Source organism: Brevundimonas sp. UBA5936 (genome assembly GCA_002430835.1).
In the GTDB taxonomy this organism is placed as follows: Bacteria; Pseudomonadota; Alphaproteobacteria; order Caulobacterales; family Caulobacteraceae; genus Brevundimonas.
The window spans coordinates 1-15952 of the sequence record DJDA01000119.1; the positions used below are offsets into that span (position 1 = coordinate 1).

General features: G+C 66.7%; 18 protein-coding genes. 4 read left to right on the plus strand and 14 right to left on the minus strand.

Going from position 1 to position 15952, the window contains the following annotated elements:
- On the plus strand, positions 1-190 hold a 190-nt coding region (locus tag B2Y21_RS12485; protein WP_292060183.1), incomplete at its 5' end, for a hypothetical protein.
- A gap of 151 nt (positions 191-341) precedes the next feature.
- Here the strand turns inward: B2Y21_RS12485 and B2Y21_RS12490 are convergent.
- Positions 342-872, minus strand: coding sequence for a gamma carbonic anhydrase family protein (locus B2Y21_RS12490; RefSeq protein WP_040344420.1), 531 nt, complete (start codon positions 870-872; stop codon positions 342-344).
- Positions 873-1171: 299 nt separating this feature from the next.
- Here B2Y21_RS12490 and B2Y21_RS12495 point away from each other — a divergent pair, with 299 nt between their 5' ends.
- Positions 1172-1951, plus strand: coding sequence for a PhoH family protein (locus tag B2Y21_RS12495; RefSeq protein WP_125901560.1), 780 nt, complete (start codon positions 1172-1174; stop codon positions 1949-1951).
- Between the two features lie 123 nt (positions 1952-2074).
- Here B2Y21_RS12495 and dxs read toward each other — a convergent pair whose 3' ends face one another.
- The 5 genes from dxs to B2Y21_RS12520 all read right to left on the minus strand — a co-directional run bounded on the left by dxs (position 2075) and on the right by B2Y21_RS12520 (position 6273).
- Complete coding sequence (gene dxs / locus B2Y21_RS12500) at positions 2075-3985, minus strand: 1-deoxy-D-xylulose-5-phosphate synthase (protein ID WP_292060186.1); 1911 nt, start codon at positions 3983-3985, stop codon at positions 2075-2077.
- 67 nt (positions 3986-4052) lie between these two features.
- On the minus strand, positions 4053-4958 hold the full coding sequence (locus tag B2Y21_RS12505) for a polyprenyl synthetase family protein (RefSeq protein ID WP_125901561.1): 906 nt from the start codon (positions 4956-4958) through the stop codon (positions 4053-4055).
- A gap of 2 nt (positions 4959-4960) precedes the next feature.
- Positions 4961-5317 (minus strand): tRNA-binding protein, encoded by a 357-nt coding sequence (locus B2Y21_RS12510; protein ID WP_292060187.1) that lies wholly within the window; start codon positions 5315-5317, stop codon positions 4961-4963.
- Positions 5317-5574 carry an exodeoxyribonuclease VII small subunit gene (locus B2Y21_RS12515; protein WP_200166178.1) on the minus strand — a complete coding sequence of 86 codons (258 nt, stop codon included), beginning with the start codon at positions 5572-5574 and terminating at the stop codon, positions 5317-5319. The genes B2Y21_RS12510 and B2Y21_RS12515 overlap by 1 nt, the downstream gene beginning before the upstream one ends.
- A gap of 60 nt (positions 5575-5634) precedes the next feature.
- On the minus strand, positions 5635-6273 hold the full coding sequence (locus tag B2Y21_RS12520; RefSeq protein WP_292060191.1) for a histidine phosphatase family protein: 639 nt from the start codon (positions 6271-6273) through the stop codon (positions 5635-5637).
- 235 nt (positions 6274-6508) lie between these two features.
- Here B2Y21_RS12520 and B2Y21_RS12525 point away from each other — a divergent pair, with 235 nt between their 5' ends.
- A complete protein-coding gene (locus B2Y21_RS12525) occupies positions 6509-7036 on the plus strand; it encodes a GNAT family N-acetyltransferase (RefSeq protein WP_292060192.1) in 528 nt (175 codons plus the stop codon).
- Between the two features lie 20 nt (positions 7037-7056).
- Positions 7057-8235 carry a vWA domain-containing protein gene (locus B2Y21_RS12530; RefSeq protein WP_292060194.1) on the plus strand — a complete coding sequence of 393 codons (1179 nt, stop codon included), beginning with the start codon at positions 7057-7059 and terminating at the stop codon, positions 8233-8235.
- Here B2Y21_RS12530 and B2Y21_RS12535 read toward each other — a convergent pair.
- The 8 genes from B2Y21_RS12535 to B2Y21_RS12570 all read right to left on the minus strand — a co-directional run.
- Positions 8232-9431, minus strand: a complete 1200-nt coding sequence (locus B2Y21_RS12535; RefSeq protein ID WP_292060196.1) for a hypothetical protein — start codon at positions 9429-9431, stop codon at positions 8232-8234. The genes B2Y21_RS12530 and B2Y21_RS12535 overlap by 4 nt on opposite strands.
- A 284-nt stretch (positions 9432-9715) precedes the next feature.
- Complete coding sequence (locus B2Y21_RS12540; protein WP_087141890.1) at positions 9716-9898, minus strand: CsbD family protein; 183 nt, start codon at positions 9896-9898, stop codon at positions 9716-9718.
- Positions 9899-9962: 64 nt separating this feature from the next.
- Positions 9963-10439 carry an NUDIX domain-containing protein gene (locus tag B2Y21_RS12545; protein ID WP_292060198.1) on the minus strand — a complete coding sequence of 159 codons (477 nt, stop codon included), beginning with the start codon at positions 10437-10439 and terminating at the stop codon, positions 9963-9965.
- A gap of 50 nt (positions 10440-10489) precedes the next feature.
- Positions 10490-11533: a sensor histidine kinase gene (locus B2Y21_RS12550; protein WP_292060200.1), complete on the minus strand. Its 1044-nt coding sequence runs from the start codon at positions 11531-11533 to the stop codon at positions 10490-10492.
- Positions 11534-11537: 4 nt separating this feature from the next.
- The gene (locus B2Y21_RS12555; protein ID WP_040344682.1) at positions 11538-11936 is read right to left on the minus strand and encodes a response regulator; all 399 of its coding nucleotides are present in this window, start codon (positions 11934-11936) and stop codon (positions 11538-11540) included.
- Positions 11937-11956: 20 nt separating this feature from the next.
- On the minus strand, positions 11957-13492 hold the full coding sequence (locus B2Y21_RS12560; protein WP_292060204.1) for a sensor histidine kinase: 1536 nt from the start codon (positions 13490-13492) through the stop codon (positions 11957-11959).
- A 54-nt stretch (positions 13493-13546) separates the two neighbouring features.
- On the minus strand, positions 13547-15646 hold the full coding sequence (flhA, locus tag B2Y21_RS12565; protein ID WP_292060205.1) for a flagellar biosynthesis protein FlhA: 2100 nt from the start codon (positions 15644-15646) through the stop codon (positions 13547-13549).
- A gap of 47 nt (positions 15647-15693) precedes the next feature.
- A partial coding sequence (locus tag B2Y21_RS12570) for a serine hydrolase (protein ID WP_292060206.1) occupies positions 15694-15952 on the minus strand: 259 nt, incomplete at its 5' end.

The window sequence follows — 15952 nt, forward strand, 5'->3', positions numbered from 1 at the left end:
GCCCGGCGGCGTCACCGGCGGCGTGATCGGCGTCGGCGGCGGCAACATCGGCGTCGGCGGCGGAGGCGGCAGGCAGCTCGAAGGCCCACACTGCGCCGCTGCGGCATCGGCGACCGCCATCAGCCCCACAAAGGCCACGGCTCCCGCCAGCATTTTCGTAATCCCTATCCGCATGGGATCGGACTCCTGAATTGATCGTCGACAGGTCCGATGCAAACGCCGGGCCGTTTTAAATGTCCGACATTGGGCGTTTTCCTCCCCCTTGAAGCGAGTTTGCGACAGTCCGCCCGCCTCACAGGCCGTCTGTCTCATTGTGAGCCGTGCCATTGTGGGGCGACGGATCAGTCGAGACGTTTCAACCCGCCCGCATAGCGGCGCCAGTTCTGTACATAGTGCTGGGCCGAGAGGCGCAGCGCCTCGATCTGCCCCTCTTCCAATTCCCGGACCACCTTGCCGGGCTGGCCCATGACCAGGCTGTTGTCCGGGATGACCTTGCCTTCGGTGATCAGGGCGTTGGCGCCGATCAGGCAGTTCTTCCCGATGCGCGCGCCGTTCAGGATGACCGCGCCGATGCCGATCAGGCTGTTGTCGCCGATCTCGCACCCATGCAGCATCACCTTGTGCCCCACCGTCACGCCAGCGCCGATGGTCAGGGGGGAGCCGACGTCAGTATGCAGGATGCCGCCATCCTGAATATTCGTGTCCGCCCCGATGACGATGGGATCATTATCGCCACGCAGCACGGCGTTGAACCAGATGCTGGCGCCCGGATGCAGAATCACGTTCCCTAGAACGGTTGCATTCGGCGCGATCCAGTATTCGCCCTCCGGCGGAAGCTGAGGCTTGCTGTCGCCCAGACTGTAAACACTCATCCGCACACCGCCTATTCTTCTTAAAATGAAGGCTTTAACCCTTCAGAAACCACGTTAGCATCAGACTGTTGATGCGATTCGGCAGGCCCCATTCGCCCCCGGATCCGAAGCCGGATCAAGCCCGGTCCGGTCAGACGCTGGAGAATGCGCTTGGCGTGTTCACGACCAGTTCGGGGACGGCGACGCACCTGCTGCGGCGAAGACCCTGCGACCGTTCGGGACGGCTGCGCGACTTCGGCCCCCACCTCCCCCACCGACGACCAAGGCGAGACCCTGCCGGGCTCGCCTTTTTTCATGCCCTGGAGGCGTCCATGAGCAAACGATCGGCCATCAAGCGTCAGCTGCGCGAAGGCGTGCTGGATTCGCCCGAATTCATTCAGGACGCCAAGGTACGGCGATTGCCCGCCCGCGTCGGCGGCTGGTCGCCCGTCCCCTCGAACGACGAGCGGGACCAGGGCTATATGAAGACGCTGAAACCCAAGTCGGACGGTCAGGCCGAACTGATGGAGGCCGTCGACCACGCCAATCTGGTGCTGGCGCTGGGCCCGGCGGGCACGGGCAAAACCTATCTGGCCGTCGCCAAGGCGGTCGAGGCGCTGGAGGCGGGCAAGGTCGGCCGCATCGTCCTGAGCCGCCCCGCGGTCGAGGCCGGGGAATCGATCGGCTTCCTGCCCGGCGACATGGAGGACAAGCTGGCCCCCTATCTGCGGCCGCTCTACGACGCCCTGTCGGACCGCCTGTCGATGAAGCGGGTCAAGGCCCTGATGGCCGAGGGTCTGATCGAGATCGCCCCCATCGGCTATATGCGCGGCCGCACCCTGAACAACGCCTTCATCGTCGTGGACGAGGCGCAGAACTGCACCTACGTCCAGTTGAAGATGCTGCTGACCCGACTGGGCTGGCACTCGACCATGGTGGTGACGGGCGACCCGCACCAGTCGGACCTGCTGCCGGGCGTATCGGGCCTGTCCGACATCGCCGAGCGGCTGGAGGCCGTGCCCGAGATCGCCGTCGTTCGCCTGGCCGAACGCGACATCGTGCGCCACCCGCTGGTCGCCAGCATGATCGGGGTGCTGTGACCCTCGCCCTTCTCTGGTGAGAGAAAGAAAAAATAGAGTCCAATTCGTCTGAATCGTCTGAAATCTCCCCTCGGCCCGCATGCAGTCTAGCACAGGGGCCAAGGGGGGATGGTCGATTGCGACCTAGGCGCGTGCGGCCCGGCTGGCGTCGACGCCCAGAGCCGTCACGGCGGCGGCGGCGATATGTTCGGCGTTCAGGCCGGCCTGGGCGTACATGACCTCGGGCTTGTCCTGATCCTGGAAGATGTCGGGCAGGTGCAGGGTGCGGATCTTGAGCCCGCCGTCCAGCGCCCCCTTCTCAGCCAGCAACTGAAGCACAAAGGCGCCGAAGCCGCCCATGGCGCCCTCTTCCACCGTAATCAGAGCCTCGTGCTCGCGCGCCAGGCGCAGGATCAGATCGGCGTCCAGCGGCTTGGCGAAGCGGGCGTCGGCGACGGTGGCCGAGACGCCCCTGGCGGCCAGCATGTCGGCGGCCTTCAGCGATTCCTGCAGGCGCGTGCCCAGCGACAGGATGGCGACCGACGTGCCTTCGCGGACGATGCGGCCCTTGCCGATCTCCAGCGGGGCGGCCAGTTCGGGGATGTCGACGCCGACGCCCTCGCCGCGCGGATAGCGGAAGGCGCTGGGGCGGTCGTCGATGGCCAGCGAGGTCGAGATCATCGCCGCCAGTTCGGCCTCGTCCGAGGCCGCCATCAGCACCATGCCCGGCAGGGCGCCCATATAGCCGATGTCGAACGACCCGGCGTGGGTCGAGCCGTCGGCGCCCACCAGACCCGCGCGGTCCATGGCGAAGCGCACCGGCAGGGACTGGATCGCCACGTCGTGGACGACCTGATCGTAGCCGCGCTGCAGGAAGGTCGAATACAGGGCGCAGACCGGCTTCATCCCATCGGCGGCCAGACCGGCGGCGAAGGTCACGGCGTGCTGCTCGGCGATGCCGACATCGAAGGTGCGGTCGGGGAAGGCCTGGCCGAACAGGTCCAGCCCCGTGCCGGACGGCATGGCGGCGGTGATGGCCATGACGGTCGGGTCGACTGTCGCGTGCTTGATCAGTTCCGTGCCGAAGACCTTGGTGTAACTGGGGGCGTTGGAGACGGCCTTGGCCTGCTTGCCCGACACCACGTCGAACTTGACCACGGCGTGCAGCTTGTCGGCGCTGCTCTCGGCCGGGGCGTAACCCTTGCCCTTTTGCGTGACGACGTGGACCAGCACCGGGCGGTCGGTGATGGCCGCCGCATTCTTGAGGATGGGGACCAGATTCTCCATGTCGTGACCATCGATCGGCCCGACGTAGTAGAAGCCCAGCTCCTCGAACAGGGTGCCGCCCACGATCATGCCGCGGGCGTATTCCTCGGCCTTGCGCGCGGCGTCGCGGAAGGGGCGCGGCATATGGTCGACGAACTTCTTCCCGACCTTGCGGATGTTCTGATAGGCGCCGCCCGAGACCTGTTTGGCCAGATAGGCGCTCATGCCGCCGACGGGCGGGGCGATCGACATGTCGTTGTCGTTCAGGATGACCATCAGCTGGCCGCTGGTGGCCTCGGCGGCGTTGTTCATCGCCTCATAGGCCATGCCCGCCGACATGGAGCCGTCGCCGATGACGGCCACGACGCGGTTGTTGCCGCCCTTGGCGTCGCGCGCGGCGGCGAAGCCCAGCGCCGCCGAGATGGAGGTCGAGGCGTGGGCTGCGCCGAAGGGGTCGTATTCGCTCTCGGAGCGCTTGGTGAAGCCCGACAGGCCGCCGCCCTGACGCAAGGTGCGCATACGGTCGCGACGCCCGGTCAGGATCTTGTGCGGATAGCACTGGTGGCCGACGTCCCAGATCAGAATGTCCTGCGGCGTCTCGAACACATGGTGCAGGGCGACCGTCAGCTCGACCACGCCCAGACCCGCGCCCAGGTGGCCGCCGGTCACGGACACGGCGTCGATGGTCTCGGCCCGCACCTCGTCCGCCAGCTGTTTCAGCTGGGGAATGTCGAAGCCCCGCGTGTCGGCGGGAAACTTGACGGTGTCGAGAAGCGGGGTGTTGGGCATGGGGATCGGGGGCCTTCAGACGACGGAGCGTCAAACAGTAACCCGCTGAGGGCGGGCGCGTTTCCTATCAGGACCGGCGTTTAAGCACAAAGTCCACGCTGGCCTTGAGGATTTCGGCCTCATGACCGAACAGGTCAAGGTGCGAGCGAGCCTGATCGGCCAGATGCGCGACCCTCTGTCGCGCCGCGTCGACGCCCAGCAGGGTGACGAAGTTGGTCTTGCCCAGGGCCGCGTCCTTGCCGCCCGCGGCCTTGCCCATCTCCTCGGCCGAGCCTTCGGCGTCCAGAACATCGTCGACGATCTGATAGGCCAGGCCGATGTCGTGGGCGAAGCTGGTCAGGGCGTGCCACGCCGCTTCGTTGGCGTCGGCGATGATCAGCGGGATCTCGAAGGCGTAGGCGAACAGGGCGCCGGTCTTCAGGCGCTGCATCCGGGCCACGCCGCCCAGGTCGTCGCGCACCCCCATCAGGTCGATCATCTGGCCGCCCGCCATGCCGCGCGCGCCCGACGCGAAGGACAGACGCCGCGCCAGTTCGCAGCGCACGGCCGCATCGTCGTGGGTGTCTTCATCAAGGATGATGTCGAAGGCCGCCGTCTGAAGCGCATCGCCCGCCAGGATGGCCGTCGCCTCATCATAGGCGATGTGCAGGGTCGGGCGGCCGCGACGCACGTCGTCGTCGTCCATCGCAGGCAGGTCGTCATGCACCAGCGAATAGGCGTGGACGCATTCCAGGGCGCAGGCGGCGCGCAGGACGGCGCACTCCTCGACCTCCAGCATCCGGCCCGCCTCGATGGCGAAGAAGGGACGCAACCGCTTGCCCGGCCCCAGGGCCGCATAGCGCATGGCCTCGGTCAGGCGCGCTTCCGGGCCGTCAGCGCGCGGCAGCAGCTGGTCCAGGGCGACCGTGACCAGATCGGCGATCTCGGCCACGCGGTCGATGACGGCCTGTTCCGGCGAATTGGCGGCGAGCATGGTCAAAACAGCCTCCCGCCCAGCGGCAGGTCGCGATCGACGCCGGCCAGGACGACATTCCCTTCCGCATCCGGGAAGCCGAGCGTCAGCACCTCGGACATCACCGGCCCGATCTGGCGCGGCGGGAAGTTGACGACGGCGGCGACCTTGCGGCCGTGCAACTCGTCCAGGGTGTAGTGATGGGTGATCTGGGCCGAGGACTTCTTGACGCCGATCGCCTCGCCGAAGTCGATGGTCAGCTTATAGGCGGGCTTGCGGGCCTCGGGAAACGGCTCGGCCTTGATGATCTGGCCGACGCGAACGTCCACCTTCATGAAGTCGTCGAAGCCGATCTGCGGCGCGATTTCGGAACCGGACATCAGCCGAACTCGGCCGGTTCGACGCCCTTGGCCTGGCCGTCGGCGCCGACGACGATCTTCTCGACCCGCAGTTGGGCGGCCTTCAGCCGCGCCTCGCAGTGAGCCTTCAGCCGCGCGCCCTCTTCGTACAGGGCGATGGACTCCTCGAGCGGCGCCTGACCCGATTCCAGGCGCGAAACGATGCCCTCCAGACGCGACAGGGCGTCCTCGAAGCTGAGGTCGGCGGGCACGGTGGGGGAAGCGGATGCGTCAGTCATGATGGGCGCAACCTAGAGAGGCAGGCGCGCCGCTTCAACGGCCTTCCTGACCCCGCGACGTCAGCGCTTCACGAAACGGCGCTGGGACCAGTATTTGAAGCCCTGGTTATGGGCCAGACGCCAGCCGTGCGCCTTCAGACGCTGGCCGACCATGTGGTTGAAATAGCCGTGCGCCAGCACCAGCACGTCATGACCTTCCGAGGCGCGGGCGATCAGAACGCGCGCGGCCTGGTCGGCGCGGACCTCGGCCTCGGCGCGGGTTTCCTGGCCCTCGTGGTGGTTGAAGGCGTGCCACCAGATGCGCGAGATCACGCCCCAGTAGCGCGGCGACAGCTTGATCCAGGCCGGGAAATGCGGCGGCGGCAGGGGGGCCTCGATGAACAGGGCGTCGACCAGCACGTCGCGATCCGGGGCCACGGCGCGGGCGGTTTCCTGCGCGCGCGGCCGGGTGGAGGCGTAGATCGCCCCGGCGCCCTCGGCCGTGCTCAGCAGGGCCTGGGGCGGCGTCTGCCCCGCGCGCAGGCCGCCGATCTCATACCGGCCCCACCAGTCGCGATACTGGTCCGAGGTGATCATGCATTTGCGCGACAGCGCCGGCTCGCCATGGCGCGCCAGGGTGATCGCGCCATGGGCGGTCTCCGACTCGGCGGAGCGGGCGGCCGCGACCGGCGTCTGAACTGCGGATTCGGAATGAGTCATGAGTGCAGGAGAAGTCATAGCACGGGGATCAGCCTGTGAAACCAAGGCCTTGGCGTCCCTTTACCTCCCCGATCCCAGCATTGGCGTGCGCCGCGAACAGCGCACCTTGGACAAAGGTGGTAGCTCCCGCCGCGCGCCCCTGCAACCACGCAAAGATGACGAGGCTGCAATGAGCAGGGCGCGGGACGTCCCGACGCGCCTTCACCCGGCCTTCGCGCGGCGCTATGCGTCGGTCATGAGCGAACCCGTGATCCGTCCCGCCCGCCCCGATGACGCCGCCGCCTTGGCCGTGCTGGGACGCCAGACCTTCATCGACACCTTCGTCACCGGCTTCGGCATTCCCTATCCGACCGCCGACCTGACCATGTTCCTGGACGCCAGCTTCAACGCCGAGGCCATCACCAAGAAGCTGGCCGAGCCCGGCGCCGCATGGTGGGTGGCCGAGCGCGACGGCGAGCTCCTGGCCTTCGCCAACGCCGGGCCGAACACCCTGCCCCACCCCGACGGCCGCGCCAGCCACGCCGAGCTGCGCCGCCTCTACGTCGGCAAGCAGGCGCAAGGGCTGGGCCTGGGCACGAAGCTGCTGAAGATCTCCCTGGACTGGATGGAGGCCCACACCGACGGCCCTCTGTGGATCGGCGTCTGGAGCGGCAACGAAAAGGCCCAGAAGCTGTACGCCGCCTACGGCTTCGAGAAGGCGGGCGAATATCAGTATCCTGTCGGCGCCTGGATGGACGACGAGTTCATCTTGCGGCGCGGCTAGGCCGGGGCCAGTCTGAACCCATGCTGCTGCCCTTCTTCACCGCCCTGCGCGAGGCCAAGGTGCCTGTGTCGCTCAAGGAATGGCTCCATCTGATGGAGGCCATGGACAAGGGCGTGGCGGGACGCGACGTCGAGGCCTTCTACCACCTGTCGCGCGCCGTCCTGGTCAAGGACGAGAAGCACTACGATCGCTTCGATCAGGTCTTCGGCAAGGTATTCAAGGGACTGGAGGGCGTCGGCCCCGGCGATGAGATCACCGCCGCCATCCCCGAGGACTGGCTGCGCCTGCTGACCGAAAAATACCTGACCGACGAAGAGAAGGCGCAAGTTGAGGCGCTCGGCGGTTTCGAGCAGTTGATGGAGACGCTGAAGCAGCGCCTGGAAGAGCAGAAGGAGCGCCACCAGGGCGGCAACCGCTGGATCGGCACGGGCGGAACCAGCCCCTTCGGCCACGGCGGCTACAACCCCGAGGGCGTCCGCATCGGCGGCCCCGGCCGTCACGGCCGCGCGGTCAAGGTCTGGGAAAAGCGCGAATACAGGAACCTGGACGACACGGTCGAACTGGGGACGCGCAACATCAAGGTGGCGTTGCGCCGCCTGCGCCGCTTCGCCCGCGAAGGCGCGGCCGAGGAACTGGACATCGACGGCACCATCGACGGCACGGCACGTCAGGGCTGGCTGGACATCCATATGCGGCCCGAGCGGCGTAATACGATCAAGGTGTTGCTGTTCCTCGACGTCGGCGGCTCGATGGACGGCCATATCCAGCTGTGTGAAGAGCTGTTCTCGGCCGCGCGGAGCGAGTTCAAGAACCTAGAGTTCTTCTACTTCCACAACTGCCTCTACGAAGGGGTGTGGAAGGACAATCGACGCCGCCACAGCGAACGCATCCCCACCTGGGATCTGATCCATAAGTACCCCGGCGACTGGCGCGCCATCTTCGTCGGCGATGCGACCATGTCGCCCTATGAGGTGACTATGCCCGGCGGCTCGGTCGAGCACTGGAACGAGGAGGCCGGCGCCGTCTGGCTGAAACGCGCCCGCGAACAGTGGGACAAGTCTGTCTGGCTGAACCCCGTCCCCGAACGCCACTGGAGCTACACCCCCTCGGTCAGCCTAATCGGCGAGGTCATGGAGCACCGCATGTTCCCCCTGACGCTGGAAGGGCTGGAGCGGGCGATGCGGACCCTGGCGCGCTAATCGACGCTGAGGACGCCGAAGGCCGGCTGAATGCCCGCCGCTGTCTCCTGACGGAAGAAATAGCGGCCTGGGTGAAGGAAGAAGGTCGCCTCCGACGCGCCGGGCGGCAGCAGATAGTGATCCGACGGCGGACCGGCCGTGGCTTCCGCCATCGACAGGGCCTGGATCAGCACCAGTTCGTCCAGCGGCGGAACCTTGATCGTCACGCGCCGCCGCTCGGAATCCGCCGCCAGCCATCCCGGCCGCCCCGCCACGGACTCAGTGCGCGGATGGAAGACCGACAGATCCATCTTTCCGGCATAGTTGGGCGAGGCGATGCTCTCACCGCCCTTCGCCACCACGATCGGCGCCTCAGGCGCAAAGCGGGCCAGGACAGCCGCCACATGCGGCGCATCGTTCTCGGGCGCGATCGCGGGCCAGTTCATCGACTGCTCGATCGTCAGAGGATTGATACCCGTCTTGGCCTTCAGGCGTGCGGCGAACCAGGTTCCGCCCCGACCGGGCTTCTCCATCGCGTGACTATAGCCGACGAAGACGAAGACCCGCGCGTCGGGATGGGCGGACAGGACGTTGGCGATCAGGTTGTCGGCCTGGGCTTCTTCCCGCGTTGCGATCTGCGTGGCGCCGTCTGCGTCATCAGGCGCCCCCTGGTCGAAGCGTTGTTCATAGTCCGAGAAGCGATAGCCGAGCCGGGCCGCCTCCCTCACCGTCTCGGCGAAAACCGGATCATGGGTGTAGTAGCCGTAACTGGCCAGAAAGGGCGCGCCCCTGGCGTAGCCGCCGATCCGAACATACGGCTCAGGCTGAGGCGGAGTGAAAGTCTCGGCTGCGAACCAATCATAGCCCAGCGGCCGCAAAGCCCGCATCACCTTGGCGGCGAAAGCGCGATGTCCGGAAACATTGTGCGCTTCATTCAAGATGACGATGCGGGTATTGCGGGCCGCCTCGACGATGGCCTCGATCGCATCACACGCCACGGCGCCGTCCAGGTCGGGCGGAATCAACGATGGCTGCGGAGGTCGCTCATCCAAGCCGACGGCCGTCGCCTCGTCCCCCAGGAAAGACGCGAACTGACCGAACATCTGGCGCGCCCCTTGATCACCCGCTTCAGCCTTGGCCTTCAGATCGAGATAGGTCGGCAGATAGCGGCCTTCGGTGAAGAACTGGTCATTCTTAGACAGCGCTTCCTGCGCCAATAGAGGCGTCGCGGGCGCTATACTTAGCCCAGCAACTCCCAACAACATTGACCGACGCGACCACATCCGCCCACTCCTCGCGCAGCGACTGACATGCCAGCGATACTAGAACTGATTCCAGCGAGATGGCGGCTGAGAGGCGATCGCCGCAACTGAAACGGCGTCTCTGCGGCGAGCTGCAGTCGAGACCGCAAGCGAACCTTCGAGAGGAACGCCCAAATTTTCGTCCTCAAGGCGTGCGGCCGCCGCCAAATCCTGGCGACGGCCGGGCACTTCGAATTCGATCAGCCCTTGTCGCCCTTGAGCGCGTCCTTCACGCCGCCGACAGCGTTCTGGACCTTGCCCGCGACCTGATCGGCGCGGCCTTCGGCTTTCAGCTTTTCATCACCGGTCAGCTTGCCGGCGGCTTCCTTGAGCTTGCCGCCGATGTTCTTGGCGGCGCCTTCGATACGGTCGTGGTCAGGCATGGGGAGCTCCCTGTCATGCGGACCGCCGGGACTGGCGGCCCGTCAGGAAAACAACCCTTTTTCTCTAGCGAGGTTCCGAGGCGGAGGCTGCGGCATGACGGTCGCGCAGCCAGCGCGCGACGGCCCAGCTATGCGCCTCGTGACGCAGGCTGAACAGGGCGCGCAAGGGCTCCAGCCAGACCAGCTCATGGTCGGCTTCCTGCTTGGTCGAAGGATCGGCGCCGGTCACGTTGACCAGCCAGACGCCGCCGACATTGTTGACCGGCGTGCCGTCCGACTTGAGGAAATACTGCGCCGCCTCGGTCAGGCGGTCGACCGGCTCGACGATCAGGCCGGTCTCCTCGGCGAACTCTCGCACCAGGGCCTGCTGTTCCGTCTCCTCGCCGTCCAGGGCGCCGCCGGGCAGGTCAAAATAGGCGTGTCCGTCGCCGCGATCCACACGCACGCAGGCCAGGCGGCCGTCACGCTCGGCGATGCCGAAGACGGCGGGACGGTGGATGTAATCGAGACCGGGGCGGGCCGTGCCGAACTGAAGCTTCATCGTGGGAGACTAACCCTGCCCCGCCGCCGGGCGAAACCCCCAAAGCGTCGTCAGAGATCAAACGCCAGACGGGCGCGCACGCCGTGATGCGCCGGGTCCACCTCGATCGCCGAGCGCAGCCCGCCCGCCATGGCCGAAATGATCTTGGAGCCCAGGCCCGTCCCCTTGGGCAGGCCGTCGCCCAGGCCGGGGCCGTCATCCTCGACCGTCAGTTGGGCGCGTCGTCCGTCCTCCAAGCGTTTGAGGATCACGCGGATCTCGCCTGCCGCACCCGGCTCATAGGCGTATTTGACGGCGTTGGTGACAAGCTCCGTCACGATGACGCCCAGGGAGACGGCCTGATCGGTCGTCACCTGCAAGGCCTCGGCGCGCAGGGTCAGTCGCGCCCCGCCGCTGTCGGGACCGATGGACTTGCCCAGTTCCTCGACCAGGCCAGCCAGGTATTCATCCATCTGCACCCGCTCGACATCGGCCGAGGTGTAGAGGCGACGGTGAACATGAGCCACGGCCTCGATCCGCACCTGGGCCTCTCGCAGAGCGTCGCGCGCGCCCTCGTCGGCCAGTTGGCGCAGTTGCAGGGAGATAAAGCTGGACACCAGTTGCAGGGAGTTGCCGACGCGATGGTTCACCTCGCGCAGCAGGGCCTCGGCGCGGTCGCGCGCCTGGCGGACCTCTTCATGCGCCTCTTCGTTCTCGCGCTCCAGGCGGCGCCGCAGCAGGGCGTCCTCGACGGCTGAGCGCAACAGGGCGGTGAAGTCCTCGGACACGTCCTTGATGACGTAGTCGGCGGCCCCGGCGCGCAGGGCGGCGACGGCGATGCGGCCGTCCTGAGCGCCCGTGACATAGACCACCGGCGGCGGCGTGGGCAGGGCCAGGATGTCGGGCAGGACGTCCAGACCTTCGCGGCCCGGCATGTAGTGGTCCAGGGCGCAGACATCGAACTGGCCCGCCTTCAGCACCTCATAGCCGGTATCGGCGTCAGGCGCGCAGATGACCTCATAGCCGTGACGGCCGAGCTCCTTCTGGACCAGGCGGGACAAGCCCCGGTCGTCGTCGATGTACAAGAGACGTATGGCGGCCCCCGATTCCGTCACGGCGTCAGATCTCGGGCGCCTGCATGACCGACAGGAACAGGCCCAGTTGGCGGATGGCACCGGCAAAGGCTTCGTAGTCCACCGGCTTGGTGATGTAGACGTTGCAGCCCAGATCGTAGCAGCGCTGGATCTCGACCTTGTCGTCGGTGGTGGTCAGCACGACCACGGGCGCGCGGCGCAGATTGTCGTCGGACTTGACCCGATCAAGGATATCCGTGCCCGACATGTCCGGCAGGTTCAGGTCCAGAAGGATCAGCAGGGGGCCGGTGCGCCCCACCTCGTCGCTGAACAGATAGTCGAGCGCCGCCTCGCCATGATCGAAATGGACGATGTCGTTGGCGATGTTGGCCCGCCGGATGTTTTTCTCAATGAGCTTGGCGTGCCCATGATCGTCCTCGACCATGACGATCTTCACCGAGTGGCTCACAGGCGATCTCCTTGGTACTCACCCAGCATAGCCAGACGTTTCGGAAATTTCAGATGAAAAGTCGACCCCTGGCCGAGTTCTGATTCGACGTCGATGGAGCCGCCGAGGCGCCGCACGATGTTGCGCACGAAGGCCAGGCCCAGACCCTCGCCCGGCTTGTCCTGCTTGCCCGCGCGGCGGAAGAGCTCGAAAATCCGCTCATGATCCTTGGGCGAGACGCCCCGGCCGTTGTCGCTGATGCGGTACTCGACCCAACCGCCGGGCGTCTCCTGGCCCTGGACCTCGACCCGAATGGGGCGGTCGGGCTGCTGATACTTCACCGCATTGTCGATCAGGTTGCCGAAGATCTGCTCGATCGCCAGACGATCGCTCTCCAGCACCGGCAGGCGACCGATCACCACCTCGCCGCCCGTCTCCACCACCTGATGGTGAACCGTATCGGCGATGGTCTGGACCATGGCCGTCATGTCCAGCCGCTCGGGCGCCAGGGCGCGCCGCCCTTCGCGCGACAGGCGCAGGATGGCGTTGATGAGCCGGTCCATCTTGGCCGTAGAGGTGCGGATGAAGCCCACGGCCTCGGGCGCGTCCTCACGCACGGCGCGCACCGCTTCAGGGTCCACCAAGCCGGGGTGGGCCGCCTCGACCGCCGTCAGCTGCTCATCCAGCTGTTTGGCGACCTGCTCCAGTTCAGAGGTATAGCCCATGACGTTGACCAAAGGCGCGCGCAGGTCATGGCTAACGATATAGGCGAAGCGCTGAATCTCTTCATTGGCGCGGGTCAGCTCGGCGGTGCGATCGCGCACCTCGTTCTCCAGCCCGGCGTTGACCCGGTCCAGTTCGAAATGCGCGGCCTCGATCTCGGCCACATAGCGTCGCACCAGCCAGACGCTGATCCCCGCCAGCACCAGGATCAGCACCCCGGCCAAGGCGTTGACCGCCACGGTCACGGCCTGGGCCCATTCCGACTGACTGGTGCGTTCGGCAAGGCGTCGCGCCTCGATGGCGTCGATGGCGGCCAGCTCGACCCGCATGGCGTCCATCAGAGCCTTGCCCTGGCCGCCGCGAATGCGCGAAACGGCCTCGCCGATACGGCCGGTGCGCGTCAGGTCGATGGTCAGATCCATCAACGCCAGCCGCTCGCGCGCCATCTGCTTGACCTTGACCACGCGCGCCGCGGAGTCCGCGTCGTTGGCGACTAGGCTCTCCAGTCGCTCCATCACCGCCGGCAGCTTGGCCACGGCGTTGTCGTGCACGCCCAGATATTCGGCCCGCGCCGTCAGCATGAAGCCGCGCTGCCCCGTCTCGGCGTCGGTCAGCAGCATCAGCGTGTCCTTGGCCGCCAGGCGCACCTGCTGGCTGTGGTCCACGGTGTCGTTGTAGTTGGAGGTCCGCTGGATCATCACCAGCGTCGCCGTATTGACGGCCAGCAGCAGCAGCAACGCCAGGGCCAGAAGGGCGATGATCGAGCGACTGAGGGTCGGGGTGCGCAGGAAGTTTCCGAAGGTGCGCAGGGCCGGCCGAATGCGTTTCATGCCCCGAACCTTATTCGCCGTCGAAGCCGTGTCCAGCCTTTACCACGCCGCGACCTAGACTGAGCCGACCGTCCTGAGCCGAGCCTTGGGATGAATCTCATTTTGGCTCATCACCACCGTCTGACCGCGGAAGCGTTCGATGATGGAGCGGACGTAGGGGCGCACCTGCGGCCCGGTCAGCAGGACCGGGTTCTCGCCCGTCATGGCGGCGCGCTCGAACACGTCGCGAACGGCGCGGATGAAGTCCTGAAGCTTGCTGGGCGCCATGGCCAGCTGCTTGTCCTCGCCGGGGCCGATCAGACTCTCGGCGAACGCCTGTTCCCATTCCGGCGACAGGGTGACGATGGGCAGGGCGCCGTCGTCGGCCTTGTGCTGCCAGCACAGCTGACGCGCCAGACGGCCGCGCACGTGCTCGACCAGGGTGGCGACGCTGGTGGTGTGCGGCGCCGCCTCGGCCAGGCCTTCCAGGATGGCGGGCAGGTCGCGGATCGACACCTTCTCGCGCAGCAAGGCCTGCAAGACGCGCTGCAGCGTGGTCACGGTGACGACCGAAGGGATCAGCTCCTCGACCAGCTTCTGCTCCTCGCCCTTCAGCTCCTTCAGCAGCTTCTGCACCTCGGCGTAGGAGAGCAGCTCGGCCATGTTCTCCTTGAGGATTTCGGTCAGGTGCGTGGTCAGCACCGTCGAGGGGTCGACGATGGTGTAGCCGCGGAAGGTCGCCTCTTCGCGCAGGGATTCGTCGATCCAGGTCGCAGGCAGGCCGAAGGCGGGCTCGCGCGTATGTTCGCCGGGCAGCTCGACCTGACGGCCCGCCGGGTCCATCGCCATCAGGGAGCCCAGGCGCACCTCGCCCGAACCGGCGTCCATCTCCTTGATGCGGATGGCGTAGCCCTGATTGGACAGGCGCATGTTGTCGAGGATGCGCACGCTGGGCATGACGAAGCCGTACTCCTGGGCCAGCGAGCGGCGCAGGGCGCGGATCTGATCGGTCAGGCGGCGGCCTTCCAGGTCGTTGATCAGGGCCAGCAGGGCGTAGCCCAGTTCGATCTTCACCTCGTCGATGGTCAGGGCGGTGGAGATCGGCTCCTCTACGTCTTCCTTCGGCTTCAGGTTCACCGGCTCGGCGGGCGGCGGCTTCAGCCGGTCACGGCCCAGCTTCCACGCCATGAAGCCCGTCCCCAGCGCCAGCGCCGCGAAGGGCAGCAACGGCATGCCGGGGATCAGCCCGATCAGACCCGCCGTGCCCGACACCACGCCCAGCGACACCGGATTGCTGGCCAACTGGGCGACGAAGGCCTTGTCGGCCGAACCCTCGACCCCCGCCTTGGTCACCAGGAAGCCCGCAGCGACCGAGACGATGATGGCCGGGATCTGCGTCACCAAGCCGTCGCCGACGGTCAGCTGAACATAGGTGTTGGCCGCCTCCATGGCGGGCATGCCGTGCTGCACCACCCCGATCAGCAGGCCGCCGATGGCGTTGATGAAGGTGATGATCAGGCCCGCCACGGCGTCGCCGCGCACGAATTTCGAGGCGCCGTCCATGGCCCCGAAGAAGGTCGATTCCTGCTCCAGCTCCTTGCGGCGCAGCTTGGCCTGATCCTCGTTGATCAGACCCGCCGACAGATCGGCGTCGATGGCCATCTGCTTGCCCGGCATGGAGTCCAGGGTGAAGCGGGCCGAGACCTCGGCGATACGGGTCGCGCCCTTGGTGATGACCACGAAGTTCACCACCAGCAGGATGGCGAAGATGATCACCCCGATGATGAAGTTGCCCCCCATCATCAGCTCGCCGAAGGCCTGAATGATCTTGCCGGCGCTGTCGTGGCCTTCCTGGCCGTTGCTGAGGATCAGCCGCGTCGAGGCCAGGTTCAGCCCCAGCCGGAACAAGGTCGAGACCAGCAGCACCGTGGGAAAGATGGCGAAGTCCAGCGGCCGCTTCATCATCACGGCCGTCATCAGGATCAGCACGCTGGACACAAGCGAGATCGCCAGCAGCAGATCCAGAAGCATCTTCGGGACCGGCAGGATCAGCAGCATGATGACGGCGATGACGCCGACCGCCATGCCGACCTCGCCGCGCATCAGCCAGCCGAGCGCGTCACGCCCCGTGGGGCGCGCCATGCCGTCCTTCATCAGGATGGGCGCGTCAGCCATGACGACGTGCGAAGGTCATGTCGCCTGATGACAGGATTCGGCGGCCCTCAGCCATGCCCCAGCGCCTTGAGCGCCTGCCGGGTCGCATCGGCGATCACAGCCTCGCGCTGGGCGTCGGTCGAATCCTTCGTGGCGTGGAAATAGACCGCGATGGCGATGGGCGCGCCGTCCGTCGGATAAAGGACGCCGATGTCGTTCACGGGACCATAGCCGCCGGTGCCGGTCTTGTGCGCCACGGTCCAGCCCGCCGGGACGCCCGCCTTGATCCGCCCCTGCCCCGTCGGCGTATCGACCAGCCAGCGCATC

Bases quoted from the DNA above. Each gene is read 5' to 3' on its own strand.
- B2Y21_RS12490 (WP_040344420.1), bottom strand. From the start codon at position 872: ATGAGTGTTTACAGTCTGGGCGACAGCAAGCCTCAGCTTCCGCCGGAG.
- dxs (WP_292060186.1), bottom strand. From the start codon at position 3,985: ATGCCCAACACCCCGCTTCTCGACACCGTCAAGTTTCCCGCCGACACG.
- B2Y21_RS12505 (WP_125901561.1), bottom strand. From the start codon at position 4,958: ATGCTCGCCGCCAATTCGCCGGAACAGGCCGTCATCGACCGCGTGGCC.
- B2Y21_RS12510 (WP_292060187.1), bottom strand. From the start codon at position 5,317: ATGTCCGGTTCCGAAATCGCGCCGCAGATCGGCTTCGACGACTTCATG.
- B2Y21_RS12515 (WP_200166178.1), bottom strand. From the start codon at position 5,574: ATGACTGACGCATCCGCTTCCCCCACCGTGCCCGCCGACCTCAGCTTC.
- B2Y21_RS12520 (WP_292060191.1), bottom strand. From the start codon at position 6,273: ATGACTCATTCCGAATCCGCAGTTCAGACGCCGGTCGCGGCCGCCCGC.
- B2Y21_RS12525 (WP_292060192.1), top strand. From the start codon at position 6,509: ATGAGCGAACCCGTGATCCGTCCCGCCCGCCCCGATGACGCCGCCGCC.
- B2Y21_RS12530 (WP_292060194.1), top strand. From the start codon at position 7,057: ATGCTGCTGCCCTTCTTCACCGCCCTGCGCGAGGCCAAGGTGCCTGTG.
- B2Y21_RS12540 (WP_087141890.1), bottom strand. From the start codon at position 9,898: ATGCCTGACCACGACCGTATCGAAGGCGCCGCCAAGAACATCGGCGGC.
- B2Y21_RS12545 (WP_292060198.1), bottom strand. From the start codon at position 10,439: ATGAAGCTTCAGTTCGGCACGGCCCGCCCCGGTCTCGATTACATCCAC.
- B2Y21_RS12555 (WP_040344682.1), bottom strand. From the start codon at position 11,936: ATGGTCGAGGACGATCATGGGCACGCCAAGCTCATTGAGAAAAACATC.
- B2Y21_RS12560 (WP_292060204.1), bottom strand. From the start codon at position 13,492: ATGAAACGCATTCGGCCGGCCCTGCGCACCTTCGGAAACTTCCTGCGC.
- flhA (WP_292060205.1), bottom strand. From the start codon at position 15,646: ATGGCTGACGCGCCCATCCTGATGAAGGACGGCATGGCGCGCCCCACG.